Origin of the sequence: Streptomyces sp. AN091965 (genome assembly GCF_022698285.1) — a bacterium.
In the GTDB taxonomy this organism is placed as follows: domain Bacteria; phylum Actinomycetota; class Actinomycetes; order Streptomycetales; family Streptomycetaceae; genus Streptomyces.
Window position 1 is genome coordinate 4418484 of sequence record NZ_JALDMY010000001.1, and the last position, 25938, is coordinate 4444421.

23 protein-coding genes and 1 tRNA gene are annotated in these 25938 nt (G+C 73.7%); 11 read left to right on the forward strand and 13 right to left on the reverse strand.

Translation table 11 applies throughout. The features are described from left to right. Positions 1 to 51: 51 nt before the first annotated feature. The 4 genes from MQV74_RS18465 to MQV74_RS18480 form a co-directional block, all read right to left on the reverse strand. Positions 52 to 2232: a fructose-specific PTS transporter subunit EIIC gene (locus MQV74_RS18465; RefSeq protein ID WP_242719064.1), complete on the reverse strand. Its 2181-nt coding sequence runs from the start codon at positions 2230 to 2232 to the stop codon at positions 52 to 54. Between the two features lie 56 nt (positions 2233 to 2288). Next, entirely contained in the window at positions 2289 to 3236 is a 948-nt protein-coding gene (gene pfkB, locus MQV74_RS18470; RefSeq protein WP_242719066.1) for a 1-phosphofructokinase, read from the reverse strand. Continuing rightward, positions 3233 to 4000 carry a DeoR/GlpR family DNA-binding transcription regulator gene (locus MQV74_RS18475; RefSeq protein WP_242719068.1) on the reverse strand — a complete coding sequence of 256 codons (768 nt, stop codon included), beginning with the start codon at positions 3998 to 4000 and terminating at the stop codon, positions 3233 to 3235. The genes pfkB and MQV74_RS18475 overlap by 4 nt, the downstream gene beginning before the upstream one ends. A 217-nt stretch (positions 4001 to 4217) precedes the next feature. Continuing rightward, positions 4218 to 5747, reverse strand: a complete 1530-nt coding sequence (locus tag MQV74_RS18480; RefSeq protein ID WP_242719070.1) for an MFS transporter — start codon at positions 5745 to 5747, stop codon at positions 4218 to 4220. A gap of 116 nt (positions 5748 to 5863) precedes the next feature. On the opposite strand from MQV74_RS18480, the gene MQV74_RS18485 reads away from it, so the two are divergent. Continuing rightward, positions 5864 to 6841, forward strand: coding sequence for a helix-turn-helix transcriptional regulator (locus MQV74_RS18485; protein ID WP_242719072.1), 978 nt, complete (start codon positions 5864 to 5866; stop codon positions 6839 to 6841). A gap of 106 nt (positions 6842 to 6947) precedes the next feature. On the opposite strand, the gene MQV74_RS18490 is transcribed toward MQV74_RS18485, so the two are convergent. Continuing rightward, a complete protein-coding gene (locus MQV74_RS18490; protein ID WP_138960222.1) occupies positions 6948 to 7952 on the reverse strand; it encodes a sigma-70 family RNA polymerase sigma factor in 1005 nt (334 codons plus the stop codon). 216 nt (positions 7953 to 8168) lie between these two features. Between MQV74_RS18490 and MQV74_RS18495 the strand changes: the two genes are divergently transcribed. The 3 genes from MQV74_RS18495 to MQV74_RS18505 all read left to right on the forward strand — a co-directional run bounded on the left by MQV74_RS18495 (position 8169) and on the right by MQV74_RS18505 (position 10488). Beyond that, entirely contained in the window at positions 8169 to 8705 is a 537-nt protein-coding gene (locus tag MQV74_RS18495) for a GNAT family N-acetyltransferase (protein ID WP_242719074.1), read from the forward strand. Between the two features lie 48 nt (positions 8706 to 8753). Beyond that, positions 8754 to 9881, forward strand: coding sequence for a questin oxidase family protein (locus MQV74_RS18500; RefSeq protein ID WP_242719076.1), 1128 nt, complete (start codon positions 8754 to 8756; stop codon positions 9879 to 9881). A gap of 70 nt (positions 9882 to 9951) precedes the next feature. Continuing rightward, a complete protein-coding gene (locus MQV74_RS18505) occupies positions 9952 to 10488 on the forward strand; it encodes a MarR family winged helix-turn-helix transcriptional regulator (protein ID WP_242719079.1) in 537 nt (178 codons plus the stop codon). Between the two features lie 48 nt (positions 10489 to 10536). On the opposite strand, the gene MQV74_RS18510 is transcribed toward MQV74_RS18505, so the two are convergent. Both MQV74_RS18510 and MQV74_RS18515 read right to left on the reverse strand, forming a co-directional pair. Beyond that, positions 10537 to 12066 carry an MFS transporter gene (locus MQV74_RS18510; RefSeq protein ID WP_242719081.1) on the reverse strand — a complete coding sequence of 510 codons (1530 nt, stop codon included), beginning with the start codon at positions 12064 to 12066 and terminating at the stop codon, positions 10537 to 10539. A gap of 264 nt (positions 12067 to 12330) precedes the next feature. Further along, on the reverse strand, positions 12331 to 12999 hold the full coding sequence (locus MQV74_RS18515; protein ID WP_242719083.1) for a TetR/AcrR family transcriptional regulator: 669 nt from the start codon (positions 12997 to 12999) through the stop codon (positions 12331 to 12333). Between the two features lie 358 nt (positions 13000 to 13357). Between MQV74_RS18515 and MQV74_RS18520 the strand changes: the two genes are divergently transcribed. Further along, on the forward strand, positions 13358 to 14689 hold the full coding sequence (locus MQV74_RS18520) for a M6 family metalloprotease domain-containing protein (RefSeq protein ID WP_242719084.1): 1332 nt from the start codon (positions 13358 to 13360) through the stop codon (positions 14687 to 14689). A gap of 14 nt (positions 14690 to 14703) precedes the next feature. Here MQV74_RS18520 and rho read toward each other — a convergent pair whose 3' ends face one another. Beyond that, on the reverse strand, positions 14704 to 15882 hold the full coding sequence (gene rho, locus MQV74_RS18525; RefSeq protein WP_242719086.1) for a transcription termination factor Rho: 1179 nt from the start codon (positions 15880 to 15882) through the stop codon (positions 14704 to 14706). Between the two features lie 447 nt (positions 15883 to 16329). Between rho and MQV74_RS18530 the strand changes: the two genes are divergently transcribed. The 3 genes from MQV74_RS18530 to MQV74_RS18540 all read left to right on the forward strand — a co-directional run bounded on the left by MQV74_RS18530 (position 16330) and on the right by MQV74_RS18540 (position 18171). Beyond that, positions 16330 to 16620 carry a hypothetical protein gene (locus tag MQV74_RS18530; protein ID WP_242719088.1) on the forward strand — a complete coding sequence of 97 codons (291 nt, stop codon included), beginning with the start codon at positions 16330 to 16332 and terminating at the stop codon, positions 16618 to 16620. Positions 16621 to 16707: 87 nt separating this feature from the next. After that, on the forward strand, positions 16708 to 17523 hold the full coding sequence (locus tag MQV74_RS18535) for an SDR family NAD(P)-dependent oxidoreductase (protein WP_242719090.1): 816 nt from the start codon (positions 16708 to 16710) through the stop codon (positions 17521 to 17523). A gap of 126 nt (positions 17524 to 17649) precedes the next feature. Then, on the forward strand, positions 17650 to 18171 hold the full coding sequence (locus tag MQV74_RS18540) for a GNAT family N-acetyltransferase (protein WP_242719092.1): 522 nt from the start codon (positions 17650 to 17652) through the stop codon (positions 18169 to 18171). Positions 18172 to 18210: 39 nt separating this feature from the next. Here MQV74_RS18540 and amaB read toward each other — a convergent pair whose 3' ends face one another. From amaB to MQV74_RS18555, 3 genes are all read right to left on the reverse strand, one after another. After that, entirely contained in the window at positions 18211 to 19737 is a 1527-nt protein-coding gene (amaB, locus tag MQV74_RS18545) for an L-piperidine-6-carboxylate dehydrogenase (protein WP_242719094.1), read from the reverse strand. Positions 19738 to 19833: 96 nt separating this feature from the next. Next, entirely contained in the window at positions 19834 to 21315 is a 1482-nt protein-coding gene (hglS, locus tag MQV74_RS18550; protein ID WP_242719096.1) for a 2-oxoadipate dioxygenase/decarboxylase, read from the reverse strand. Between the two features lie 32 nt (positions 21316 to 21347). After that, positions 21348 to 22532, reverse strand: a complete 1185-nt coding sequence (locus MQV74_RS18555; RefSeq protein ID WP_242719098.1) for an NAD(P)/FAD-dependent oxidoreductase — start codon at positions 22530 to 22532, stop codon at positions 21348 to 21350. 181 nt (positions 22533 to 22713) lie between these two features. Here MQV74_RS18555 and MQV74_RS18560 point away from each other — a divergent pair. Then, positions 22714 to 22789 (forward strand) — tRNA-Arg (locus MQV74_RS18560). Positions 22790 to 22930: 141 nt separating this feature from the next. Here MQV74_RS18560 and MQV74_RS18565 read toward each other — a convergent pair. Both MQV74_RS18565 and MQV74_RS18570 read right to left on the reverse strand, forming a co-directional pair. Next, a complete protein-coding gene (locus tag MQV74_RS18565; RefSeq protein ID WP_242719100.1) occupies positions 22931 to 23368 on the reverse strand; it encodes a hypothetical protein in 438 nt (145 codons plus the stop codon). 193 nt (positions 23369 to 23561) lie between these two features. Further along, positions 23562 to 24026, reverse strand: a complete 465-nt coding sequence (locus tag MQV74_RS18570) for a hypothetical protein (protein WP_242719102.1) — start codon at positions 24024 to 24026, stop codon at positions 23562 to 23564. Positions 24027 to 24165: 139 nt separating this feature from the next. Between MQV74_RS18570 and MQV74_RS18575 the strand changes: the two genes are divergently transcribed. Then, entirely contained in the window at positions 24166 to 25380 is a 1215-nt protein-coding gene (locus tag MQV74_RS18575; protein WP_242719104.1) for a helix-turn-helix domain-containing protein, read from the forward strand. Further along, positions 25377 to 25928, forward strand: coding sequence for a flavoprotein (locus MQV74_RS18580; RefSeq protein ID WP_242719106.1), 552 nt, complete (start codon positions 25377 to 25379; stop codon positions 25926 to 25928). The genes MQV74_RS18575 and MQV74_RS18580 overlap by 4 nt, the downstream gene beginning before the upstream one ends. Positions 25929 to 25938: the final 10 nt, after the last annotated feature.

Sequence of the window (25938 nt, forward strand, 5' to 3'; positions counted from 1 at the left end):
TGCCGCAGTACCAGCAGTATGCCCACGCGAGGGGGGCCGGGGAACGTCCGATCAGACGGCGACCGGAACCCGTGGCTCGTCCGCCGTGTCCGGCTCGGGAGCGACGGCCGTCTTCCGGGCGCTCTTGAGCAGCACCACCACGGCCGTCGACACGCAGACGCCGGCGGCGATCGCGAGCACGTACAGCAACGGCCGGCCGATCAGCGGCACCACGAAGACACCGCCGTGCGGGGCGCGCAGCGTGCAGCCGAACGCCATCGACAGGGCGCCCGTGACCGCGCCGCCCGCCATGGAGGCGGGGATGACCCGCAGCGGGTCCGCGGCCGCGAAGGGGATCGCGCCCTCGGTGATGAAGGAGGCGCCGAGGAACCAGGCCGCCTTGCCGTTCTCCCGCTCGGCCGGGGTGAACAGGCGGCCCCGGACGGTCGTCGCGAGCGCCATGGCGAGCGGCGGCACCATGCCCGCGGCCATCACGGCGGCCATCACCTTCAGCGAGCCGTCGGTGGGGTGGGTGAGGCCGCCGACGGCGAAGGCGTACGCGACCTTGTTGAGCGGGCCGCCGAGGTCGAAGCACATCATCAGGCCGAGGATCACGCCCAGGATGACGGCGTTGGCGCCGGACAGGCCCTCCAGCCAGTCCGTCAGGGCGCTCTGCAACGAGGCGATGGGCTTGCCGACGACGAGGAACATCAGGAAGCCGACGACCGCGGCGGAGACCAGCGGGATCACCACCACCGGCATGATGCCGCGCAGCACGGCGGGGATGCGGATCCGCTGGATGCCCATGACCACGGCGCCCGCGAGCAGACCGGCCGCGATGCCGCCGAGGAAGCCCGCCTTGATGGTGACGGCGACCGAACCGCCGACGAAGCCCGGTACGAGGCCCGGTCGGTCGGCCATGCCGTACGCGATGTAGCCCGCGAGGACGGGCACCAGGAAGGCGAAGGCGAGGCCGCCGGTCTGGAAGAGCAGGGCCGCCCAGCTGGTGTGGTCGGTCCAGACGAAGTGCTCCGCGACCGACGGGGCCTTGTCGATCTTCCAGCCGCCGATGGCGAAGCCGAGCGCGATGAGGAGGCCGCCCGCGGCGACGAACGGCACCATGTAGCTGACGCCGGACATCAGCCACTTGCGCAGCTTGGTGGCGTAGCTGTCGCCGCTGTCGCCCGCGCCGTCGACCGGGCTCGGGCGGGCCGGGGCGGTGACCTCGCCGCGGGCGGCCTTCTCCCGCGCTTCCGCGATGAGTTCGGCGGGGCGGCTGATGCCCGCCTTGACGCCGACGTCGACGGTGGGCTTGCCCGCGAAGCGGGGCTTGTCCCGTACGGGGACGTCGTGGGCGAAGATCACCGCGTCGGCCCGCTCGACGGTCTCGGGGTCGAGGCGGGTGAAGCCCGCGGAGCCCTGGGTCTCGACGGTGAGCTCGACGCCTGCCGCGCGGGCGGCGTTCTCCAGGGCCTCGGCGGCCATGTAGGTGTGGGCGATGCCGGTGGGGCAGGAGGTGACGGCGACGATACGGAAGCGCGGGGTGCCGCCTTCCGGGGGCGCGTCCGCCGGTGGCTCCCGCCGGGGCTCGGCCTGCTGCTGATCGACGGTGGGGGCTGCGCCCGCCGCATCGGAAGTGGGGGCTGCGTCCACCGGGTCAGAGGTGGAGGCTGCGTCCACCGCATCGGAGGTGGAGGCTGCGTCCACCGCATCGGAGGTCGGGGCTGTGCCCGCCCGATCGGCAGCGGGGGCTGTGCCCGCCTGGTCCGCTCCCGGGGCGGACCAGGTGTCCACGGCCACGTCCCCGGAGACCAGCGCCGCCGCGTCCGCCGCCGAGGTCACCGCGCGCAGGGCCGCCGTGAACCGCGCGTCCATCAACTGCCGTGCCAGGGACGACAGGATCGTCAGATGCGCGTCGTCCGCGCCGATGGGGGCCGCGATGAGGAAGACGAGGTCGGCGGGGCCGTCGGGGGCGCCGAAGTCGATGCCCGCCGCGCTGCGGCCGAAGGCCAGGGTGGGCTCGGTGACGTGGGCGCTGCGGCAGTGCGGGATGCCGATGCCGCCGTCGAGGCCGGTGGGCATCTGGGCCTCGCGGGCGGCCACGTCGGCGAGGAAGCCGTCCAGGTCGGTGACGCGGCCGAGGGCCACCATGCGCTCGGCGAGGGCGCGGGCCGCCGCCTCCTTGGTGGAGGCGGTCCTGTCGAGGTCGAGATCGACCAACTCCGCGGTGATCATGGCGTGGTTCTCGCTCATCGCGGGCTCCTTTGCGCGCGGACGGCCCGGGGACACGGGCGAGGGAGGGGACGGGGTCAGGCGGCGGGCCCGGTCAGGACCAGGTCGAGCGGGACCTGGTCGGTGACGGTGACGGCGTCCGGGACGAGGTCGGACGGGGTGGGCATGAGGCTGCCGGGCAGCTGGACCGCGGCGGCGCCGTGCGCGACGGCGGCGGCGAGGGCGCGCGGCCCGGTGCCGCCCGCGACGAGGAGACCGGCGAGGGAGCTGTCGCCCGCGCCCACGTCGCTGCGTACGGCGTCGACGCGGGCGTGCCCGAAGTGCGCGCCCGAGTCGTCGACGAGGAGCTGGCCGTCCGCGCCGAGGCTGGCGAGGACGGCGCGGGCGCCGCGCTCGCGCAGCTCGTCGGCGGCCTTGAGGGCGTCGCCGACGGTGGCGAGGGGGCGGCCGACGGCTTCGGCGAGCTCCGCGGCGTTGGGCTTGACGACGTCCGGGCGGCCCGCGAGGGCGGCGAGGAGGGCCGGGCCCGAGGTGTCCAGGGCGATCCGGGCCCCGGCGGCGTGGCAGCGCTCGGCCAGGTCCGCGTACCAGGACGGGGGAAGGCCGCGCGGGAGGCTGCCGCAGCAGGCGATCCAGTCGGCGCGGGCGGAGTGCGCGGCGACGGCGGCGAGCAGGGCCTCGCTCTCCGCCGCGGTGAGCTCGGGACCGGGGGCGTTGATCTTCGTGAGGGTGCCGTCCGGTTCGGCCACGGAGATGTTCGAACGGGTGGGGCCGGTGACCGGGACCGGGGCGACGTCGATGCCCTGCTCGTCGAGGAGCTGGGCGACGAGGGCGCCGGGGGCGCCGCCGAGCGGGAGGACGGCGAGGGTGGGCACGCCCGCGGCGGCGACCGCGCGGGAGACGTTGACCCCCTTGCCGCCCGGGTCCATGCGGTCGCCGGTGGCGCGGACGACGGCGCCGCGGGTGAGGGCGGGGACGTCGTAGGCGCGGTCGAGGGAGGGGTTCGGGGTGACGGTGAGGATCATGCGCGCACCACTTCCGTGCCCGCGCGCTCGACGGCGGCGGCGTCGTCGGGGCTGAGGCCCGTGTCCGTGATCAGCAGGTCCACGTCGGCGAGGTCGCCGAAGCGGGCGAAGTGCTCCTGGCCGTACTTGCCGCTGTCGGCGAGCAGGACGACGCGGCGGGCGGCGGCGACGGCGGCGCGCTTGACGGCGGCCTCGGCGAGGTCGGGGGTGGTCAGACCGTGCGCGGCCGAGAAGCCGTTCGCGGCGAGGAAGAGGACGTCGGCGCGGATCTCCGCGTACGCGCGCAGGGACCAGGCGTCCACGGCGGCGCGGGTGCGGTGCCGCACGCGGCCGCCGACCAGGTGGAGCTGGATGCCCGGGTGGTCGGCGAGGCGGGCGGCGGTGGGCAGGCTGTGGGTGACCGCGGTGAGGGCGGACTCCAGGGGGAGCTGGGCGGCGAGGCGGGCGACGGTGGAGCCCGCGTCGAGGATGACCGTGCCGGTGCCGTCGGCGGGGAGCTCGGTGAGGGCGGCGCGGGCGATGCGGTCCTTCTCGTCGGCGGCGGTGCCCTCGCGCTCCGCGAGGTCCGGCTCGAAGTCCAGGCGGCCCGCCGGGATCGCGCCGCCGTGCACGCGGCGGAGCAGGCCCGCACGGTCCAGGGCCTTCAGGTCGCGGCGGATGGTCTCGGCGGTGACCTGGAACTCGGCGGCGAGCGAGAGGACGTCGACGCGGCCGCCCGCTCTGGCCAGGCGCAGGATCTCCTGCTGCCGCTCTGGCGCGTACATGGCTCGGGGCCTCCTGCTTGTGCCCGGGTGTGTGGTTTCTCTTGGATCGTACGGACCCTTCGGGCGGAAGTAAACAGGATCGGGCATCACACAGACACAAACGGGCCCCGCCGGAGCCCGGGGCGGGCTTGGCGGGGCCTTGCGGTGGGGCCTTGCGGTGGAGGCGGTTCACCCGCCTCGGCAGGGGGCGGGCCCAGCGCCCGCCCCCCGGAGGGCCTCAGGAGGTGAGCGCCGGCTCGCGGTCCTTGGCGGTGGCCTCCTCAAGGACCTCGGCGCCCTCCACGTGCTGCGCGGGGCGTCGCGGCAGCCCCAGCATCAGCACGAAGATGACCGCGAGGACGCCGAACACCCACCACAGGGCGTTCTGGAACCCGTGGGCGAACTCCGCGGCGACCTGCTGCGGCACCACCTTCTCGTCCATGACGCCGAAGAAGACCACGGACACCAGGCCGAGCCCGAGCGCGTTGCCCATCTGCTGCACGGTGTTGATGAGGCCGGACGCGGAGCCCGCGTGCTCGCGCGGGACCTCGGAGAGCACCGCGTCCGTCAGCGGGGCCACGATGAGGCCCATGCCGAGGCCCATCACCACGAGGGGGAGCGCCATCTGCCAGGGCGCGATGTCCGCGCCGTACCGACCGGACTCCCAGATGTAGATGAGGACGCCCGCGGCCATCAGCAGGGCGCCCGCCTGGAGGACCTTGCGGCCGAAGCGGGGCACCAGCTTCTGCACGGAGAGGCCCGCGGCGACGGACACGGCGATGGAGAAGGGCACGCCGGTCAGGCCCGCGCGCAGCTCGCTCCAGCCGAGGCCGACCTGCATGTACATGGTCCAGACGAGGAAGAAGATGCCGAGCGAGACGCCGAACACGGTCTGCACGGCGATGCCCGCGGCGAAGCTGCGCACCTTGAACAGGGAGAGCTCCACGAGCGGCGAACCGTCCCGGGAGGCCTTGCGCCGCTCGTAGGCGACGAGCACGCCGAACACGACGACCGCGCCCGCCATCATCGCGTATCCCCACAGCGGCCAGCCCAGCTCGCGGCCGCGCGTCAGCGGGTACAGGAGCATCAGCAGACCGGCGGTGACCAGGACGACGCCGACGAGGTCGAGCCGCAGCGCGCGCGGCGCCTTGGACTCGGTGATGAACTTCCGCCCGAGCAGCAGACCCGCGATGCCGACCGGCAGGTTGATCAGGAAGATCGGGCGCCATTCGAGACCGAAGAGGTTCCACTCCGTCAGGAGCGCGCCGAGCAGCGGCCCGGACACCGCGCCGAGACCCACCACCATGCCGAACAGGCCGAAGACCTTGCCGCGCTCGTGCGCGGGGAACGTGGCGTGCACGATCGAGAGGACCTGCGGCACCATCAGCGCGGCCATCGAGCCCTGGAGGATGCGGGACGCGACCAGCATCTCCGGGTTCGCGGCGAAGCCGCACAGCGCCGAGGCGACGGTGAAGCCCGTGATGCCGATGAGGAATATCCTCTTGCGGCCGTAGATGTCGCCGAGCCGTCCGCCGGTGATGAGGCCCGCGCCGAGCGCGAGCGCGTATCCGGCGGTGATCCACTGGATCTGGCTGAACGTGGCGCCCGCGTCCCGCTGGATGGAGGGGATCGCGATGTTCACGATCGTCACGTCGACGAGGTCCATGAAGGCGGCCGTCATCACGATCGCGAGGGCGAACCACCGACGGCGGTCGGACGGTGCCTCCGGGGACGGAGCAGCCGCGGTGGGGGTGCTGGGAGAAGTCATGCCGTCAGGCTAGAGGCCGTATAGGTCAGCTCATGACCTAGTTCTCCGGGACCATGGGATCACGTTCCCGGCAGACGGTTCCCGGTGAACGCACGACCACGGCGGCGGGAGACCCCATGACCACGGACACACCGGCACGGCTCCTTCAGCTGCTCTCGCTGCTCCAGACCCCGCGCGAATGGCCCGGCGGCGAGCTGGCGGGGCGCCTCGGGGTCTCGCGCCGCACGGTGCGCAGGGACGTCGACCGACTGCGGGAGCTCGGCTATCCCGTGCGGGCCACGCAGGGCTCCAGCGGCGGCTACCGGCTCGTCGCGGGCAAGGCGATGCCGCCCCTCGTCCTGGACGACGAGGAGGCCGTGGCCATCGCGGTGGGGCTGCGCGCCGGGGCCGGGCACGCCGTCGAGGGCGTCGAGGAGGCGTCGGTGCGGGCCCTCGCCAAACTGGAGCAGGTCCTGCCGTCCCGGCTGCGCCACCGGGTGTCCGCCCTCGGCGCCGCGACGATGTCGCTGACCAGCGGGGACGGGGCGCGGATCGCGCCGGAGACGCTGACGGTGATCGCGTCGGCGACGGCCGCGCACGAACAGCTGCGGTTCGCCTACGAGGCCAAGGACGGCACCCCGTCGAGGCGCCTCACCGAGCCGCACCGCCTGGTGTCCACGGGGCGGCGCTGGTACCTGGTCGCGTTCGACCTGGAGCGGCAGGACTGGCGTACGTTCCGCGTGGACCGGGTGTCGGAGCCGTTCCCCACGGCGGTGCGGTTCGCTCCGCGGATGCTGCCGGGCGGGAGCGCGGACGCCTATGTGCGCCGGAGCGTGCTCGCGCGGCGGCCGGAGTCCTCGGCGTACGAGGTGGACGTGGAGTTCCACGCCCCGCTGGACCGGGTGCGGGGGCGGCTGCCCGCCGCCCTCGGTGAGCTGGCCCCGGTCGGCGACGACCGCTGCCGGCTGCGCGGGACGGTGACCGAGCCCGTGGAGTGGGTGGCGGGCCGGCTCGTCTGGGTCGAGTGCGACTTCACCGTGCACGGGCCGGAGCAGCTGGTGTCGCGGGTACGGGACCTGGGGCGTCGGTTCGGTGCGGCGGTGGACCGGACCTGACGCCGAGGCCCGGCGCCGCGGGCCGGGGCGGAGCAGGGCCGGGCGCGGGCGGGCCGGGCCCGCCCGGTGCCGCCTCGGCGGCGGGCCGCCCCATCGGGCGCCGGGCCTAGGCCGCCGCGTCGAAGCCCGTGTCGCGCGCCAGCTTCTTCAGTTCGAGCAGGGCGTGCTTCTCTATCTGGCGGATGCGCTCGCGGGTGAGGCCGTGCTCCTTGCCGACCTCCGTGAGCGTGCGCTCGCGGCCGTCGTCGATGCCGTACCGCATCTTGATGATGGAGGCGGTGCGCTGGTCGAGGCGGCCGATGAGGTCGTCGAGCTCCTCGCTGCGCAGGAGCGTGAGGACGGACTGCTCGGGGGAGACCGCCGAGGTGTCCTCCAGCAGGTCGCCGAACTGGGTCTCGCCCTGGTCGTCCACCGGCATGTTCAGCGAGACGGGGTCGCGGGCCCAGTCGAGGACGTCCGTGACGCGCTCGGGGGTCGACGCCAGCTCGGCGGCGATCTCGGTGGCCTCCGGCTCACGGCCGTGCTCGCGGTTGAACTCGCGCTGCACGCGGCGGATCCGGCCGAGCTCCTCCACCAGGTGCACGGGCAGCCGGATGGTGCGGGACTGGTCGGCGATGGAGCGGGTGATGGCCTGGCGGATCCACCAGGTCGCGTACGTGGAGAACTTGAAGCCCTTGGCGTAGTCGAACTTCTCGACCGCGCGGACCAGGCCCGCGTTGCCCTCCTGGATGAGGTCGAGCAGGGGCAGGCCGCTGCGCGGATAGCGGCGGGCGACGGCGACCACCAGGCGGAGGTTCGACCGGATGAAGACGTCCTTGGCGCGCTCGCCGTCGGCGACGAGGGCGCGCAGCTCCTCCTCGGAGGCGGTCACGGCCGACTTCTCCTCGACCTCGCCCGCGAGGATCTTCTCGGCGTAGACACCCGCCTCGATGATCTGGGACAGCTCGACTTCCTTGGCGGCGTCGAGCAGGGGTGTGCGCGCTATCTCGTCGAGGTACATGCCGACCAGGTCGCGGTCGGCGATCTCGCCGCCTGAAGCGCGAACACTGCGTGCCGCGTCGGTCTCGCCGGTGTCGGCGGACTTGCGACGGGCGACGGCACGGGTTGCCATGCGTGCTCCCTTGCGTGGTTGTCACTGGTCGGTCCGGCGGTGACCCGTGGTGGCGGGCGGGCCGGGCGGTCCGGTATGGACCTGTGGTGGACGGCACACCCTCCCAGGTGCCCCGCATCCGATGGATACAACGACTGGAATCCGGACAGAATTCCCAACCCGCGCGTCCATTTTCCTGACCATGCAGTACCCTGTGCCGCCACACAGGGAGGTCGGGTGGCGCAGGAACCCACAGAGGTGCAGGTCAGACCCGGCGACGAGGCGGATCTCGGGGCCCTCACGGAGATCTACAACCACTACGTCCGTGAGACAGCCGTCACATTCGACACCGTCCCGTTTCTGCCGGAAGAGAGACGCCGTTGGCTGCTCTCCCACCCCAAAGACGGCCCGTACCGCCTGATGGTTGCCCAGGTCGGCAAACCGGGGAAACCTGACATTCTCGGCTATGCCACGTCGGGCCCGCTGCGCGCCAAGCCCGCCTACGCGACCTCCGTGGAGGTCAGCGTCTACTGCGACCCGCGCGCGGCCGGGCGCGGCGTCGGCACCCTGCTCTACCGCGCGCTCTTCGCCGCCCTGGAGGGCGAGGACCTGCACCGGGCCTACGCGGGCATCGCGCTGCCCAACGCGGCCTCGGTGCGCCTGCACGAACGGTTCGGTTTCCGGCACATCGGTACGTACGCGGAAGTCGGCCGGAAGTTTCACCGCTACTGGGACGTGGCCTGGTACGAGCTGCCCCTAGGGCCAAGGGACTAGTTCCGCAGACCGTTCCTGGCGGCCGGTCGGCGCGCCTAGCGTGCCGCCATGAACGAGATCAGCACCGCCCCCGGCGCGCCCTCCCCCGACTCCGGCTCCGGCCCCGACTCCGGCTCCGGCTCCGACTCCGACTCCGACTCCGGCGGCGTCCTCGACGAAGCCCTCCAGCGCCTGCACGCGAGCGGCCCCGAGCGGGTCGTGCGCCTCACCAACCACGGCCCGATGGCCGTGGAGTCCCTGGTGCACAACGGCCAGGCCCACACCGTGCACCGCTGGCTCGACCACTACCGCCACAAGCTGGAGGACATGCCCGCGCGCGTGGCCCCCATCGGCGACGACGACTGGCGCGCGGCCCTCGGCGACCCGCGCCGGGCCGCCGACTGGATCGACCACTTCGCCCGCGCCCTGGCCGAGCGGCCCTGGCGCGAGGTGCTCGCCGCCTGGTGGCCGGTGCTGCTTCCCGGCATCGCGGGCGGCTCCACGCACCCGGTGATCCGTGTCGGGCACGCCGTGCGCGGCCTCACCGCGCCGGGCGGTCGGACCGCGCCCCGCGTCGCCGAGCTGGCGCACGGCCTCGGCTACTGGGCGGCCCGGCACACCCCGCTGCCGCCGCGCGCGCCCCGCCCCCTGCCCGCCGCGGCGGGGGCCGCGGCGGCGCTCGCCGCCGTGGAGCGCGTCCCGGTCCAGGACGGCGGCCTTCCGGACCGCTTCGCGCAGCTGGCCTCCGTGCCGGTGTGGCCCGCCGGCCCGGCCACCGACCCGGAGGCGGCGCACGCCCGCCTCGGCGACCTGGTCACCGCCGCCGTGCACCGGTACGCCACCCACGGCCACACCGACCCGATCATGCTGGTGCACGCGGCGACCGCGCCGAACGCCGTCCTGCGCACCCTGCCCGCGCTCCCCCGCGCACTGTGGCCCGCGTCCCTGGACGCGGCCTGGGCGGCGAGCGCCGCCGTCACCGCCGCCTACGGCCCGGCGGCCCCGGCACCCGCCGACGAGCTGCGCACCGCGTACGGCGAGGCCGGGCGCAGCACCTTCGACGAGGTCTTCGCGCGGGCCGCGGCGCACGGCGACGACCACACGATCAAGTTCGCGGACACCGCCCTGGACGTCGGCGACGAGCGGGCGCGCGCGGCCGCGCTGCGGGGCGTGGAGCTCAACCCGCCCGCCCTCTGAGCGCGTTCGCCACGCCCCGGCGGCGGACACCCTTGCCGGGGGCACAGGGAAGGCTCGTACAGTGGGTTACATGGACAGGCCATCCACCGCGGCACGGGACGCCGCCGGGGAGCGCGCCGCCGCCGGGCCGCGCTGGCTCGACGACGAGGAGCAGCGCACCTGGCTCGCGTACATCCACGCCTCCACGCTCCTGGAGGACTACCTCGACCGTCAGCTCCAGCGCGACGCGGGCATGCCCCATCTGTACTACGGGCTCCTGGTGCAGCTCTCGGCCGCGCCGCGCCGCCGGATGCGGATGACGGAGCTGGCCCGCGACTCCAAGATCACCCGGTCCCGGCTCTCGCACGCGATCGCGCGCCTGGAGCGCAGCGGCTGGGTGCGGCGCGAGGACTGCCCGACCGACAAGCGCGGGCAGTTCGCGATCCTGACCGAGGACGGCCAGGAGGTGCTGCGGCAGACCGCGCCCGGCCATGTGGACGCGGTGCGCCAGGCCATCTTCGACCGGCTCACCCCGGAACAGCAGAAGTCCCTCGGCGAGATCATGCGGATCGTCGCCGAGGGACTTCAGCCGAAGGAGGCGGGGGCGGACCTGCCCTGGCTCCGCTAGGAGGGAGCGCCGGACAGATCCGCCAGGAGCGCCGGGTGGTACTGGGCGTCAGTGCGCCACCACGGGGATCTTCACCTCGTCCTCGACGCCGTCGCCGTCGCCGGAGGCCGACTGGCCGCCGTTCTGGGCGCCGGTGTTGATGAGCACGGCGGCGATCACCGCGGACGCGGCGAGGATGCCGACCGCCCACCAGATGGCGGCGGTGTAGCCCTCCACCATGGACTGCGCGGCGAGCAGCTTCTGCGCCGCCGGGGTGGTCGCGGAGGCCGCGTGGTCCTCGATGTACGCCGTGGTCGCGGAGGCCGCGATGGTGTTCAGGAGGGCCGTGCCGATGGCGCCGCCGACCTGCTGCGAGGTGTTGACCATCGCGGAGGCGACACCGGCGTCACGCGGCTCGACGCCGTGCGTGGCGAGCGACATGGCGGGCATGAACGCCGTGCCCATGCCGAGGCCGAGCAGCAGCTGCGCGGGCATGATCAGACCGGCGTACGAGGTGTCGACCTCCAGCTGCGTCAGGAGCAGCATGCCGACGGCGGCGACCAGGAAGCCCGGGGCCATCAGGTAGCGCGGGGGCACGCGGATCATCAGGCGGGTGCCGATCTGCGTGGAACCCGTGATCATGCCCGCGATCATCGGCAGGAACGCGAAGCCCGTCTTGACCGGCGAGTAGCCCTTCACGATCTGCAGGTAGTACGTGAGGAACAGGAACAGGCCGAACATCGAGATGATCGCGAGGCCGAGCGACAGGTAGACGCCGCCGCGGTTGCGCTCGGTCAGGACGCGCAGCGGGAGCAGCGGGTGCTTGACCTTGGCCTCGGTGAGGACGAAGGCGGCGAGCAGCACGACGGACGCGACGAACATCGCGACGGTCACGCCGTCCGACCAGCCGTCGGACTCGGCGCGGGTGAAGCCGTAGACGAGCGCGACCAGGCCGAGCGTCGACAGGAACACGCCGGGGATGTCGAGCGGCGAGCGGTTGCGGCCGCCCTCGGGCTCACGGATCACGAAGTAGGCACCGGCGGCGGCGACGATCGCGAACGGGATGTTCACGAAGAACGTCCAGCGCCAGTTCAGGTACTCGGTGAGGAAGCCGCCGAGGATCAGGCCGACGGCGCCACCGCCACCGGCGATCGCACCGTAGATGCCGAACGCCTTGGCGCGCTCCTTGGCCTCGGTGAACATCACCGCGAGCAGGGAGAGCGCGGCGGGCGCGAGCAGCGCGCCGAACACGCCCTGGAGGGCGCGGGCGCCGAGCATCATCGCCTCGCCGGTCGCGGCGCCGCCGAGCGCGGAGGCCGCGGCGAAGCCGATGAGGCCGGTGACGAAGGTGCGCTTACGGCCCCAGAGGTCGGCGATGCGGCCGCCGAAGAGCAGCAGGCCACCGAAGGCGAGGGCGTAGGCGGTGATGACCCACTGCTTGTTGCCCTCGGATATGCCGAGGTCCTCCTGGGCGGAGGGCAGCGCGATGTTCACGATGGTCGCGTCGAGGACGACCATCAGCTGGGCGAGCGCGATGAAGACCAGGGCTTTCCAGCGCTTTGGGTCCGGAGCGAGTGATGTGACGGGTGATGCAGACATGGGTGAAGCCACCTAGAGACGCAGGAGTGAACGAGGCGAGTGCTGATTCAGGCGTAGTCGGCGAATGCTGATTCAGACGTGGTCACGGAGTTCGGGCACGGACACGGAGTTCAGGCACGGACACGGATTTCGGACACGGACAAAGGAGACACCGGGCGGGCGGGACGGCACATGAGCCGCGGGCGTGAGGCCGGCTCGTCCTTTGGTCCCCGGTCGGTGGACCGGGGCGGCGCGGAGCCGGGGCCGCGGACGGCCGTCACCGGGTCAGTCGGCCTTCTGGCGTAGGTCCTCCAAGGTCGCGGGGTGTCCAGGAAGCTGGGAGCGGGCCGGTGCCATGAGGCCGTCCAGGAACAGCTGGAGATGGCGGTGCACGAACCGGTCGAAGTCGAGGAGGCAGCCGGCGGAACCCGGCAGCGGCCGGGTGAGCTGCGACAGGGCGATCATCACGTCCGCGACACCGATGTCGGGACGCAGCTGGCCGACCGCCCGGGCGCGGTCCATGAGCCCCTGCACCGCGCCCTCCACGCGCAGCCGCGCCGCGTGCAGTTCGGGGTGCTCGGGATCGAGGGCCTCGGAGACGATCGGGCACAGGGCGCCGATGCGCTCCTCCACCGCGGCGTGCGCGAAGCCGCGCAGCGCCTCGAAGGCGCTGTCCGGCTCCGCGTCCACGGCCACGATCGCCTTCTCGGCCAGGACCGAGACGCGGTCGGTGACGAAGAGCAGGACGTGGTGCACCAGCTCGCCGCGGTCGGGGAAGTGACGGTAGACCGTGGCGTTGCCGACGCCCGCGCGGCGCGCGATCTCGTCGAGCGGTACGTCGGGGCCGTGCTGCACGAACATCTCGCGCGCGGCGGCGACGATCCGCTCCCGGTTGCGCAGGGCGTCGGCCCGCGGTCGCGGTGCGGTGCGCTGCGCGGCGGTGGCGGTGGACACGGCGGAGTCTCCTCGAAGCGGTCAAAGGCCTCAGGTTCGCAGGGTCCCGGGTGGCGGGTCCAACGAATTTCCCGGCGGGAGCTGAGGTGCGCGATCCGGGGAGTGGATCCCCGTTTCACTCGGACACCGGTCTAAACGGGGAGACCGTCCCCGGTTATTTCCCCACCCCCGCGTGACCTGCGTCACATCCCGGAAAGACCCCGGGGCCCTCGTCACACCCCCGGCCCCGCTCCCCCGGAACTTTCCGAGAAACCCACGATCGGTCGCGCTCAGCGCGCGCCCGCGCACCCTCCGGCACAGGGTGATCGCACAGGGCGCAGCCGGACCCGGCGGCTGCCGCGGAGCGGAGGGCCCACGCATGCAGCAGCCGAGGTGGAAGGGCATAGGCCGGGGCCGCGGCGCGGGGACCCGGGCGCCGGGACGGCCGCGCCGGCACCGGGTCGCCAGGGCCGTGGCCCTCGGCTCGGCCGCTGCGGTGGTGCTCGCCGTCACCACGTCCGCGAGCACCGGCCGCCTCCTCGCGGACACCCCTTCGGCCGCGGGCCCGGTCTCGCAGGCCCGCTCCACGGCGCTCGGCCCCTGCATGATCAGCGGCGAGCTCGGCGTGCAGATGTCGGAGGGCATCCCGACGGGCCCCGGCTACACCCGCTCCACCGGTACCGTGCGCGCCCTGAACCTGATGATCGACTTCTCCGACGCCCCGGGCGAGGGCTCGGCGCTCGACCGGCTCGGGGAGTTCTTCCCGCAGACCTCCGACTGGTTCCGCACCAGCTCGTACGGCCGTCTCGACTACCGCTCCGAGGTGCCGGTCCCCGACTGGCTGCGGATGCCGAAGCCGTTCAAGAAGTACGGGATAGAGCGCGGCGCCCCCTTCGACCCGGGCTACCGCGACCTGGTCCGCGACATCGTGACCGCGGCCGACCCGGCCGTGGACTTCCGCGCGTACGACCTGCTCAACGTCCTCATCACGCCGAACGCGGGGCCCTCGGCGCTCGACACCGTCCTGTCGGTGACGTTCGCGGGCAACCACGAGGCGCCGGTGGCGGACGGGGTGCCGATCGCCAACGCCTCCTTCGTGTACAGCCGCCAGGACGACGGCTCGGGCAGCTACGACCGGACCGGCTACCGGGTGCTGCCGCACGAGAACGGCCACGTCTTCGGCCTGCCGGACCTGTACACGCGCGACGGCGGCGGCGCGGTCGGCCACTGGGACATCATGAGCGAGGACTGGGGCGCCAACAACGACCTGCTCGGCTGGCACAAATGGAAGCTCGGCTGGCTGGACGACACCCAGGTCGACTGCGCCCCGGCGCACGGCACGACGGAGCACCTGCTCACCCCGCTCGCCGGGCGCGGCGGCACGAAGCTGGTGTTCGTGCCCGTCGACGCGAAGACGGGGTACGCCGTGGAGCTGCGCACCCGCGCGGGCAACGACGAGGCGGTGTGCCGCCCCGGCGTGCTCGTGTACCGCGTGGACGCGGACGTCGACACCGGCCACGGGCCCATCACGGTCACCGACGCGACCCGTGACAGCGGCGGCTGCACGCGCAGCCCCAACGTGCACGCGGAGCTCTCGGACGCGCCGTTCACCCTCGGCGAGACCTTCACGGACCGCAGGACGGGGGTGAGGGTGAAGGTGGCGGGCGTGGACCTGGACGGCAACTACCGCGTCCTGGTGACCCGCACCTGAGGCGGCGGCCCTCCTCACGCCTCCGGCCCGGCCCCCGGCACGGACAGGCGCACCTGCCGCAGGAAGGCCGCGTTGGAGGGCGTCTTGCGGAGCTGGTCGAGGAGCGCCCCGAACCCCTCGCGCTCGCGCCGCGCCAGCGCCCGCCGCAGCCCGCGCACGGCCGCCAGCTCCTCGGCGGGGACGAGCAGTTCCTCGCGCCGGGTCCCGGACGGGGTGATGTCGACGGCCGGGAAGACCCGGCGGTCGGAGAGGGTCCGGTCCAGGCGCAGCTCCATGTTGCCGGTGGACTTGAGCTCCTCGAAGTAGTACTCGTCGGCGCGCGAGCCCGTCTCCACCAGGACGGTGGCGAGCATCGTCAGGGAGCCGCCCTCCTCGGCCAGGCGGGCGGCGCCGAAGAGCCGCTTGGGGCCCTGCACGGAGGCCGCGTCGACGCCGCCGCTGAGCGTGCGGCCGCCGCTCGCCGCGGTGTTGTTGTACGCGCGGCACAGCCGGGTCAGCGAGTCGAAGAGCATGACGACGTCCTTGCCGTCCTCGACGAGCCGCTTGGCGCGCTCGACGGCGAGTTCGGCGAGCGCGATGTGCGCCTTGGGGGCCCGGTCGAAGGTGGAGGCGAGCACGTCGCCGCGCACGGCGCGGCGCATCTCGGTGACCTCTTCGGGCCGCTCGTCGAGCAGGACGACCATGACGTGGCACTCGGGGTGGTTGGCGGCGACGGCGTCCGCGAGCTGGCGCAGCAGCACGGTCTTGCCCGCGCGCGGCGGGGCGACGATCAGGCCGCGCTGGCCCTTGCCGACGGGCGCCACCAGGTCGACGAGGCGCGGGGCGAGCGCGCCGCCCGGCGTCTCCAGGCGCAGCCGCTCGCGCGGGTGCAGCGGGGTGAGGTCACCGAACCGGGGCCTGCCGCGCAGGCCTTGGGGGGCGCGGCCGTTGACCCGGGTGACCTCGGTGAGGACGCGGGGCCGGGCGCCGCAGGTGCCCTCGACGAAGTCGCCCGTACGCAGGCCGAGCCGGCGCACGAGGGCGGCGGGGACGAGCACGTCGGCGGGTCCGGGCAGGCAGCCTTCGGCGCGCAGGTGCCCGTCGGCCTTCGCGATGTCCAGGACACCGCTGTGGATCCGCAGACCGGCCGCGGGGGCCGGGGACGGGATGGCCGAGAGGGCCTGGGTGGACTGGGTGGTCTGGGTGGGGTTCATGGGGTGGGTGGTCCTTTCGCGAAAACGCGGGACGTGCGCGAACTGCGCGGAGAAGGCCGGTCGCGAGGGGCCGTACACGCCGGGTGCCGCGCACACGGGATGTGCGCACCGGGCACCGTGCACATCGGATGTCATGCACATCGGATGTCGTGCGCACCGGATGTCGTGCACATCGGACGGCGACGGCTCGTGGCCTCGTACGACGGGCTGGTGGGAGCGGGAGTCCGGGCCGGGCGAAGAGTGCGCCGGGTCGGAGAAGGAAGGCACGGCGCCCAGAAGGGGCGTACACACGTGCTGCTCGCACCGTAGCACACGACCTGGCGTGCGCGGCCGTCCGTGCACGGGATCTTGAGCTTCCGCACGCCGGTGACTGTCCGCGTGTGATCGCGTACGTTCGGTTACCTCGCGGGCTGCGCTCGGCGGCCCCGGCAGGCAGGAGAACCGCTCATGCGCCGTATCGCCCTCGCCCTCGGCTCCGCCGTCGCGGCCGGAACGCTGGCCCTGGCGCTGCCGGGCTCCGCCCTCGCGGCCGAGGGAGTGCTGATCGTCGGCGGCGTCGCGTACGCCGACCCCGAAGGCTGCTACGACACGGACAGCCGACCGCTCACCGTCGACAACCAAACCGACGAGGTCGCCCTCGTCCTCTCCGGCCCCGACTGCACCGGCGGCCTCCTCGAACTGGTCGCCCCCGGCGAGTCGACGGTCTCCGAGTTCGGCGCCAGCGTCTACGTCGACTGACCCGCCAGGGGCGCACGCGGCGCGTCACACACCGCGTGCGACCCTGGAGGGTCCGGACACCCGAGGGGCACAGGAGGCCGAACGACCATGACGGATACCCGCGTTGTCCTCGTCACCGGCGGTGGAACGGGCATCGGCGCCGCCACCGCCCGGCAGTTGCGCGCCGCCGGGCACCACGTGGTCGTCTCCGGACGGCGCCCGGAGCCGCTGCACCAGATCGCCGAGGAGACCGGCGCGCTCGCGCACCCCGCCGACGCGGCCGACCCCGAGGCCGTCGCCGGTCTCGTCGCGGCGACCGTGAAGGCGTACGGACAGCTCGACGGCGTCGTCCTGAACGCGGGCACCGGCCGCCCGGGAGCCGTCGGCGACGTGACCCCCGAGGACTGGGAGACCGTCCTCAGCACCAACCTCACCGGCCCCTTCCACCTGCTGCGCACCGCGCTGCCGCACCTGCTCGAAAGCCGCGGCTCGGTCGTCGCCGTCGCCTCGGTCTCCGCGCTGCGCAACGGCGTCGGCAACGCCGCGTACGCCACGTCCAAGGCGGCGCTGCTCCAGCTCTGCCGCTCCGTCGCCGTCGACTACGGCGCGCTCGGCGTGCGGGCCAACACCGTCTGCCCCAGCTGGGTGCGCACGGAGATGGCCGACCGGCGCATGGACGCGTTCGCGCGGTCCGCCGGGCTCGGCGACGGCGAGGAAGGGCTCGACGCCGCGTACGAGCAGGGGACGCGGCTGATCCCCGCGGGGCGCCCCGGCACCCCGGAGGAGGTCGCCGAGGCCATCGCCTGGCTGCTCTCGCCCGCGGCGTCGTTCGTCAACGGCGCCACCCTCACGGTCGACGGCGGCGTGACGGCCGTCGACCCGGGAACGCTGGCGTTCGGCTTCGACATCACGCGGCGGGGCTGACGGCTCCGGTCGCGGGACGAGCAGCTCCGGAAGACCTGCTTCCGGAGCCTCCGATCTCCAAAAGTCGCCTGTTCACGGGCCGTTAAGCAGTGTGGCTGACGACCCATCACGACGTACGGTTGGCCCATGCCCGAACTCCAGCGCCTGCGCGCAGACCACGCCCCGGCCCTGCTCGCCTTCGAGCGGGAGAACCGCGCCTACTTCGCCGCCGCGGTCCCGGACCGCGGCGACGCCTACTTCGCCGCGTTCGACGAGCGCCACCGCGCGCTGCTCGCCGAACAGGAGACGGGGGCCTGCCACTTCCACGTCGTGGTCGGCGGCGACGGCGAGATCCTCGGCCGGGTCAACCTGGTCGACGTGGCGGACGGCTCGGCCGAACTGGGCTACCGCATCGCCAAGAAGGCCACCTCCCAAGGGCTCGCCACGTCGGCGGTGCGGCAGGTGTGCGTCCTCGCCGCCACCGAGTACGGCCTGACGTCGCTGCGGGCCGGGACCACCACCGACAACCCCGGCTCGCAGGCCGTGCTCGCCCGCACCGGCTTCGTGCCCACCGGGGAGACCGTCCTCGACGGCCGCCCCGGGATCACCTACGTCCGCGACCTGACCGGGCCGGACGTCCGGCCGGCGGACCGGGCGCCGGGCGCCTGACGGGACCGGCGGAACCGGCGGAACCGGCAGGTCCGCCGGTCAGAGGAAGCTCACGTTCTGCGCGAGCGCGAGCCCTCCCGAGTAGTTGACGGTGTTCGTGGCGGACCGCATGTACGCGCGCCACGCGTCGGACCCGGACTCGCGCCCGCCGCCGGTCTCCTTCTCGCCGCCGAAGGCCCCGCCGATCTCCGCGCCCGACGTGCCGATGTTGACGTTCACGATGCCGCAGTCGGAGCCCTCGGCGGACAGGAACAGCTCGGCCTCGCGCTGGTCGCGCGTGAAGACGCTCGACGAGAGCCCCTGCGGCACGTCGTTGTGCAGCGCGATCGCCTCCTCGAAGTCGCCGTACGTCAGCACGTACAGGATCGGCGCGAAGGTCTCCTCCCGCACCACGCCCGTCTGCACGCCCACGCGCACCAGGACGGGCTCCACGTACGCCGCGTCGGGCGCGATGTCGGCCAGGCGCCGCTGACCGCCCGCGAGGACCTTGCCGCCCTCCGCCTGGGCGCGGGCGAGCGCCTCCTGCATGCGGTCGAGCGCGGCCGGTGAGACCAGCGGACCGACGAGCGTCGACGCGTCGAAGGGGTTCCCGACGGGCAGCTTCCGGTACGCCCCCGCGAGCCGCCCCACCAGCGCGTCCACCACGTCCTCGTGCACGATGAGGCGGCGCAGCGTGGTGCACCGCTGGCCCGCCGTGCCCGCCGCGGCGAACACGACGCTCCGCACGGCGAGGTCGAGGTCCGTGGAGGGCGCGACCACGGCGGCGTTGTTGCCGCCGAGTTCGAGCAGCGAGCGCCCGAAGCGGGCGGCGACCCTCGGCCCGACCTCGCGGCCCATGCGCGTGGACCCGGTGGCGCTGACGAGCGCCACCCGCGGATCGTCCACGAGCCGCTCCCCCACGGCCCGGTCGCCGAGCAGCAGCCGGTGCACTCCGGCCGGGGCGCCCACGTCGTCGGCGGCCCGGTCCAGCAGCCGCGCGCACGCGAGCGAGACCAGCGGCGTCAGCTCGGACGGCTTCCACACCACGGTGTCGCCGCAGGCCAGGGCGACGGCGGTGTTCCAGGACCAGACGGCCGCCGGGAAGTTGAACGCGGAGATCACCCCGACGACCCCGAGCGGGTGCCAGGTCTCCGCGAGCCGGTGCCCCGGCCGCTCGGAGGCGATGGTCCGCCCGTACAGCTGGCGCGAGAGGCCCACCGCGAAGTCGCAGATGTCGATCATCTCCTGGACCTCGCCGAGCGCCTCCGAGCGGATCTTGCCCGCCTCGATGGTGATCAGATCGGCGACGTCCTCCTGGTGCGCCCGCAGCAACTCGCCCAGGCGGCGCACCAGTTCCCCTCGGCGCGGCGGCGGCACCGCCCGCCACTGGAGGAACGCCTCGTGCGCGGCGGCGACGGCCTCGTCGACGGCGGCGGGCCCGGCCCCGGCGAGCGCGAAAAGGCCCTCACCGGTGATCGGCGTACGGGCCTGACACCCCCGGCCCTCGGGGATCTCGGCGCCGACGCGGGAGAGCGCGGCGCGGGCGCGGTGGCGGAGGGATTCGGTGGTGGGGAGGGTGGGCGACACGGGACTCCTTCGGAGAGGGCGTTTCGACGGAATGCGGCCGGCGACCATCAAGCCCGTCCGGCGTTTGAGGACGGGCGCGCAGCGCGATGCGGGGGTCTAGGGGGCGCAGCCCCCAGCGGGGGCACCAGGGCCGGGGATGCGGAGCTGCCGCGCGACCACGGCCAGAGAAGCCCGCTGCCGCGCCTCGTACAGGCCGAACGGATCCAGGACCTCGCGGCCCATGGCCCCCGACAGCCAGGCGCTGTCGTACGCGGCCCCTTCCCGGGCGTCGTCCCGTACCCCGGCCGCCTCCAGGTTCGACTGGAAGATCCCGGCGGCGGAGCGGGGCAGGAAGTCCTCGTACACGAGGGGCTCGGCCCGCACCCACCCCGCGTCGAGGAGGTCGCCGAGCGCCGTGGGCGGCGGGGCGCCGTCGCGGGGCCGGTCCGCCACCACGTGGTACGTGAAGTGGCCGAGCCCCCGTGCGGCCAGCTCGTGCTCGGTGCGGGGCAGCGCGGCCGACCACACCGCGCGGGCGGCGTCCGCGCGCTCGGCCGGGGTGGCGGGGCCGCGCCGGTCACCATGGGCGAGGCGGTCGCCGCCACCGGCGAGGCGGTCGCCGCCACCGGCGAGGAGCTCGTCGACGCGGGTGAGGAGCTCGTCGTACAGGGCGCGCCCCGCCCGCGTGAGGGCGATCCCCCGGGCCTCCACCTCCCCGAACCGCACCCGCAGCACCCCGCTGGTGACGCTGCCGTCGGCCAGGCGCAGCGCGCGCGGCTCGTCGAGCGCCCGGAACGACGTCTGCCGCAGCAGCACGTCGGGCCCGTCCCACGCGGGCGGCCCCTGCACGGTGTCGATCATCCGGACGCCGCGAGCGGTCATCCTGCGGTACAGCTCGTCGATGTCGAGGACGCGGGGCGTGAGGTGGTTGATGTGCGTGCCGCGTACGCCGCCGATGTCGGCGGCCACGGCGGAGACCCGCTCCAGCTCCTCGTACCACCCCTTGTCGATCGGCTCGCGCGACAACTCGAAGGCGGCGACGGCGAGTCCCAGGAACCGCTCGGCGTCGGCCCCGGCGAGCCCGCCCTCGGCCTCGGCCCGGTCGGCGAGCGCGAGCAGCTCGGGCGGGAACAGCTCGCGCGCGGCGAGGAAGCCCTCAAGGCGCTTGCGCAGCCCTTCGTCGAAGAACCGCGGGTCGGCGGGGGTCAGCAGCGAGGTGAACACCCGGAACGGGTTCCGGGCCAGCTCGTCCGCGTCGACGGGCCGGAAGGCGGTGGACACCACGGGCACGGCGCTCGCGGCGGCCTCGCGCAGGTCGTAGAACCCGACCGGCCGCATCCCGAGCGCCCCGAAGACCCGCGCCACCTGGCCGAGTTCGGCCGGAGTACCGACCCGGATCGCGCCGTGCCGCTCGGCCGTGACCCGTCCGATGGACCCGAGCCGCTCGGCGGCGGCGCCGCGCTCGCGCAGGACGTCCTCGTTCACCGCGCGGGTGACGTCGACGAGGGTGGTGTACGCGGGCACTTCGCGCCCGTACATGTCGGAGAGCCGCGCGGCGAAGGCGGCACGGAGCTGCCAGGGGGCGTACGGGGAGGTCATGGGGCTCCTCTCGGCGGTACCTGCTGGAGGGGTCACACCACGTGCGCCTCCGGCCTGCCGCCCGCGCCGACCCGGAACCGCTCGGCGCTCAGGGACGACACGTCCACGCACGGCTCGCGCTCCAGATACAGATCGCGTACGACCTCGCCGACGGCCGGGGCCTGGAGGAAGCCGTGCCCGGAGAACCCGGTGGCGTACAGGAAGTTGGGCACGGCGCGGGACCGCCCGATCAGGGCGTTGCGGTCGGGCGTGACCTCGTAGAGCCCGGCCCAGCCGCCCACGACGTCGAGGTCCGCGAGGTCGGGCGCGCGCCGCCGCATCACGGCCCGGAACAGCTCCAGCCACTCCTCGGTCCACGTCGTGTCGAAACCTTCCTCCTGCCCCGGGTCGGCGAGCCCGAACAGCAGCCCCTGGTCGCTGGTGTGGAAGTACGCCGTGGAGGAGAAGTCGATGGTGAACGGGGTGCGGGGCGGGGGCGGCAGGAGCGGGGCGGTGAACGCGATCTGCCGCCGCAGCGGCCGCACCGGCAGCGGCACCCCGGCCATCGCGCCGACCCCCGCGGACCAGGCGCCCGCGGCGCACACCACGGCGTCGCAGGTGACCACCCCGCGGTCGGTCCGCACGGCGGTGACGCGCCCGCCGGTCACGTCCATCCCGGTCACGGAGGTCCCGGTGACGAAGGAGACCCCGGCCGCGGCGGCGGCCCGCGCGTACCCGGCGACGACGGCGCCGGGCCGGGCGTGCCCGTCGTCGGGCGAGTACGCGGCGGCGAGCAGCCCCTCGGTCCTGACGTACGGGCACAGCTCGTGCGCCTCCCGCGGCCCGACGATCCGGCCGCGCACCCCCATCCGCTCCTGTACGCGGACGCTCTCCTCGAAGGCGTCGACGTCCTCCGGCCGGTCGAGCAGGAACAGATAGCCCACCGTCTCCAGGCGGATGTCGCCGCCGGGCCGCGCCGCGAAGTCGCGGAAGGCCCGCAGGCTGCGGGCGCCCAGGGCGATGTTCACCGGGTCGGAGAACTGCGCCCGCACCCCACCGACCGGCTTGCCGGAACTGCCGCCCCCGAGCGCGCCCCGCTCCACGACCACGACGTCCCGCACGCCCGCCTCGGCGAGGTGAAAGGCCACGGAGGCCCCCATGACCCCGCCCCCGACCACCACGACCCGCGACGCCCGAGCCACCGAGACCACCTCTTCCGCCATCACCGGGGGTGCCATCGTGACGCACACGATCAGTGCAGGTCCATCACCGGACAGTAGCCACGCCCCCACCCGCCCCCGCGCCCATCACGGCGAGGCCGCGCCGCCCGCGCCCGTCCCCCAGCCCCACCCCGCTCCCTCCGGGCGCCCCCGGCCCCCCATCGGCTACCCTGTCCAAAGCCGCCCTCACGGACGGCACGCCTTCGTAGCTCAGGGGATAGAGCACCGCTCTCCTAAAGCGGGTGTCGCAGGTTCGAATCCTGCCGGGGGCACCAGGTCAGACGGCCAAAGGCCCAGGTCACGGGGTATGAACTCCGAACCTGGGCCTTTTTGTTGGCCCTCTGACGCCCCCCTGCGGCTGCGCGTCGCGCGCGTCTTGGACGTAGCACTCGCCGACCTCCCCCCTGACCGGCCGCCTACCGCGGGCAGGCGCGGGCGTGGAGGTAGCTGTACACCGGCCCGCCCAGGCCCTGCCACAGATGCGGGCGGACCGGATCGCCGGGCGCGACGGGCGTCCGGCAGCCCACGCACGACAGCTCCGGCTTGCCCGCCCGCTCCCGCGCCGCCAGGTGCTCGGCTGCGAGGACGTGGCCGCGGCCGCAGGGGCCGAGGGGGCAGTACAGGCACGCGATGCCGTGGTCGTACCAGTCGAGGTACGTGGCAAGGACCCGGGCCTGGACCATGTGGCAGGGCACGCAGGCGCGCAGGCGGCCGTCGGGGCTGAGGGTGACGCCTTCGCCGGGCGGCAGCGCGCGCGGGCACCACACGCACACGGCGCCGGACCGCTGCTCTGCGCAGAGCGCGCTGAGGGCAGGCACTACGGCCAAGCGCAGGGCCTCGGTCACGTCACGCATCAGCTGGCCCTCCCGCGCTCGTACAGACGCACCGCCGCCCGCGTGGCCCGCACATCTCCATTCAGGTACAGGCCCTCCGCGCACCGCCGCCCTGTCCGGCTCAGGCCGCACCGACGGCAGACCTGCAGGTGATCCAGGTAGAGCCGGTACGCGGTCTCGGCCTGCCGCTCGAACAAAGGCAGGTCGGCGGCCCTCATCGCCCCACCGCCCGGAGGGAAGCGGTCGCCGTGGCGAGCAGCGTGCGCACGTGCTGGGGGTCGCACAGGGCGCCGGGGTGCGGGGGCCGGACCACCCAGCGGGAGAGCGTCGTCGCGTGGCCGGGGCGCGGGAAGCCGAGGTACGTGTCGGTGGTGAGCCGCTCGGCCGGGCCGTCCCAGTCGGCGCCGGGCGCGATGAGCACGTAGTACGGGCCCATGCTGCTCCGGAAGTCCCGGAACACCGGCCCATCGAGCCAGGCCCGCAGGACCGTCGCCACAGCGCCCGGCTGGTCGCTGCCCGCTGCGGCGTGGATGCGTTCGGCCGGGACGCGGATCGCGTCGAAGCGGCGGCCGAGCGGGAGGAGCGCTATGCCGTGCTTCTCCCACTCCGCCCGCACTTTGCCCGGCCGCGGGTCGGCCTCTGCCAGCCACTGCGATACGGCTCTGAGGTTCCCATCCACGATGTACCCCTGCCTCCCACTGGTTCGGTGCGCCCGTCAGGAGCGTGCCGACAATCGGTGATCGCCGGTCAACGCACCGTAGAGCCGGGTACAACAGGGGTGGGCACGCACAGTGCGTGCCCTATCCGGGAGCTCGCTCATGGACACTTCCCGCATCGGCCGACGCATCGCCTACTGGCGGGATCGGCGCCGACTCACGCAACCCGAGTTCGGTCGCCTCATGGGGCAGACGAAGCGGTGGGTGCAGGATCTCGAAGGCGGGAAACGTCAGCAGGACCCACGCCTGTCGGTGCTGGTGCGCGCGGCCGAGGTCCTGCGCATCCCCCTGGAGCAACTCTTGACCGACCGGCCGCCCGAGCCACCTGCGGGCAGCGCTCCGCCCAGCGATGCTCTTGGGGTCGTTGACGCTCTCCACAAGAGCCTGGACTCGGCTGACCCACCCCCGCTTGCGGTCCTGCAGCGCAGGCTCGTCTACTGCTGCGAGGCCTTTCAAGCGTGCCACTACGCCACCCTTGGCAGGGAGCTCCCCGCGCTCGTCGTCGGTGCAGCCAAGGCGGTGCACCGCGCCCCGGTAGACCGGCAGTCCGAAGCTCAGGCCGTGCTGTCCCGGGTGTACCAGTTGGTGACCTCGTACCTGCACAAGTACGGGGAGACGACGGCGATTCAGGCCGCGCTCGCCGCCGACCGGGCGCTCGCTGCGGCAGAAGCGTCCGGCGACCCGGTACACATCGGGGCCGCGTCGCGGCGCGTGGCCAAGAGCCTGGTGTACCAACAGCGCCCAGAGATCGCGGTGGAGTTTGCCATGTCGGCAGCCCGGCGCTTGGCGGGGGACCTGACCGCTCAAGGCCCGCTCGGCCTATCAACGCTGGGCATGCTGTACCTCTCCGCCGCTCTGGCTTCGTCCTCTGAGAACCGCACCACCGCGCGAGTGCGCGCGGCCACGGGCTTCCTGGACGAGGCCGAGGACGTCGCCGACAGGCAGGGCGCGGACCTGAACGAGGACTGGACGATGTTCGGCCCGACCAACGTCGGCTTGCACAGAGTCGACATGCTCATCCGATTTGAAGACGGCTGGTCGGCGCTCGAAGCCGCCGACGACTTGGACGAGAACGCCGTGCACCGGATGACGCGGGAGCGGCAGGCGGGACATCACGTTGCGATGGCACGCGCTTCGCTCTTGACACGGCAGAAGGACAATGCGGCGAAGGAACTGCTCGCGGCGGACGAACTGGCGCCGGAGGAGGTCGAAGCCAGGCCCGACGCGGTGAGCCTCGTCAAGGACGTGGTGGACAGGACGCCGAATCCCGGCGCGCAGTTGCGTGCGCTGGCACAGCGGTGTGGACTCCCGGCATGACGAAGCCGGTTCTCTACTTGATCGCCTGCGCCGCAGGCCCGACCCAGCACATCGACCGCGGAGTCTCCAGCGCGCAGGCCGCAGGGTGGGACACCTGTGTGATCTTCACGCCCGCTGCGGCCCGGTGGTGGGACGGCCGCCTCGACGAACTGGCCGAACTCACGGGGCACCCGGTGCGCTCGCAGTACAAGCTTCCCGGCGAAAGCGATGCGCTCCCGAAGGCGGACGCCATGCTCGTGGCACCGCTGTCCTGCACGAGCCTGAACAAGTGGGGCGCGGGGATCGCGGACACGCTGGCCCTCGGCCTCGTCTCTGAAGGAGTGCACATGGGGGTGCCCGTCGCGGCCATGCCGTACTTCAACCAGGCGCAGGGAGCGCAGCCAGCGGTAGCGCACAGCATCGCGGCACTGCGTGAGCAGGGCGTGCTGTACCTCGACGGCCCCGACGGGTACGAGCCGCACCCGCCGAAGCAGGGCAACCCGGAAGGCTTCCCCTGGGACGCTGCCCTCGCCGCGCTGCACCTACACAGGCGGCAGAGCGGCTCGTAAGACCGTGGCG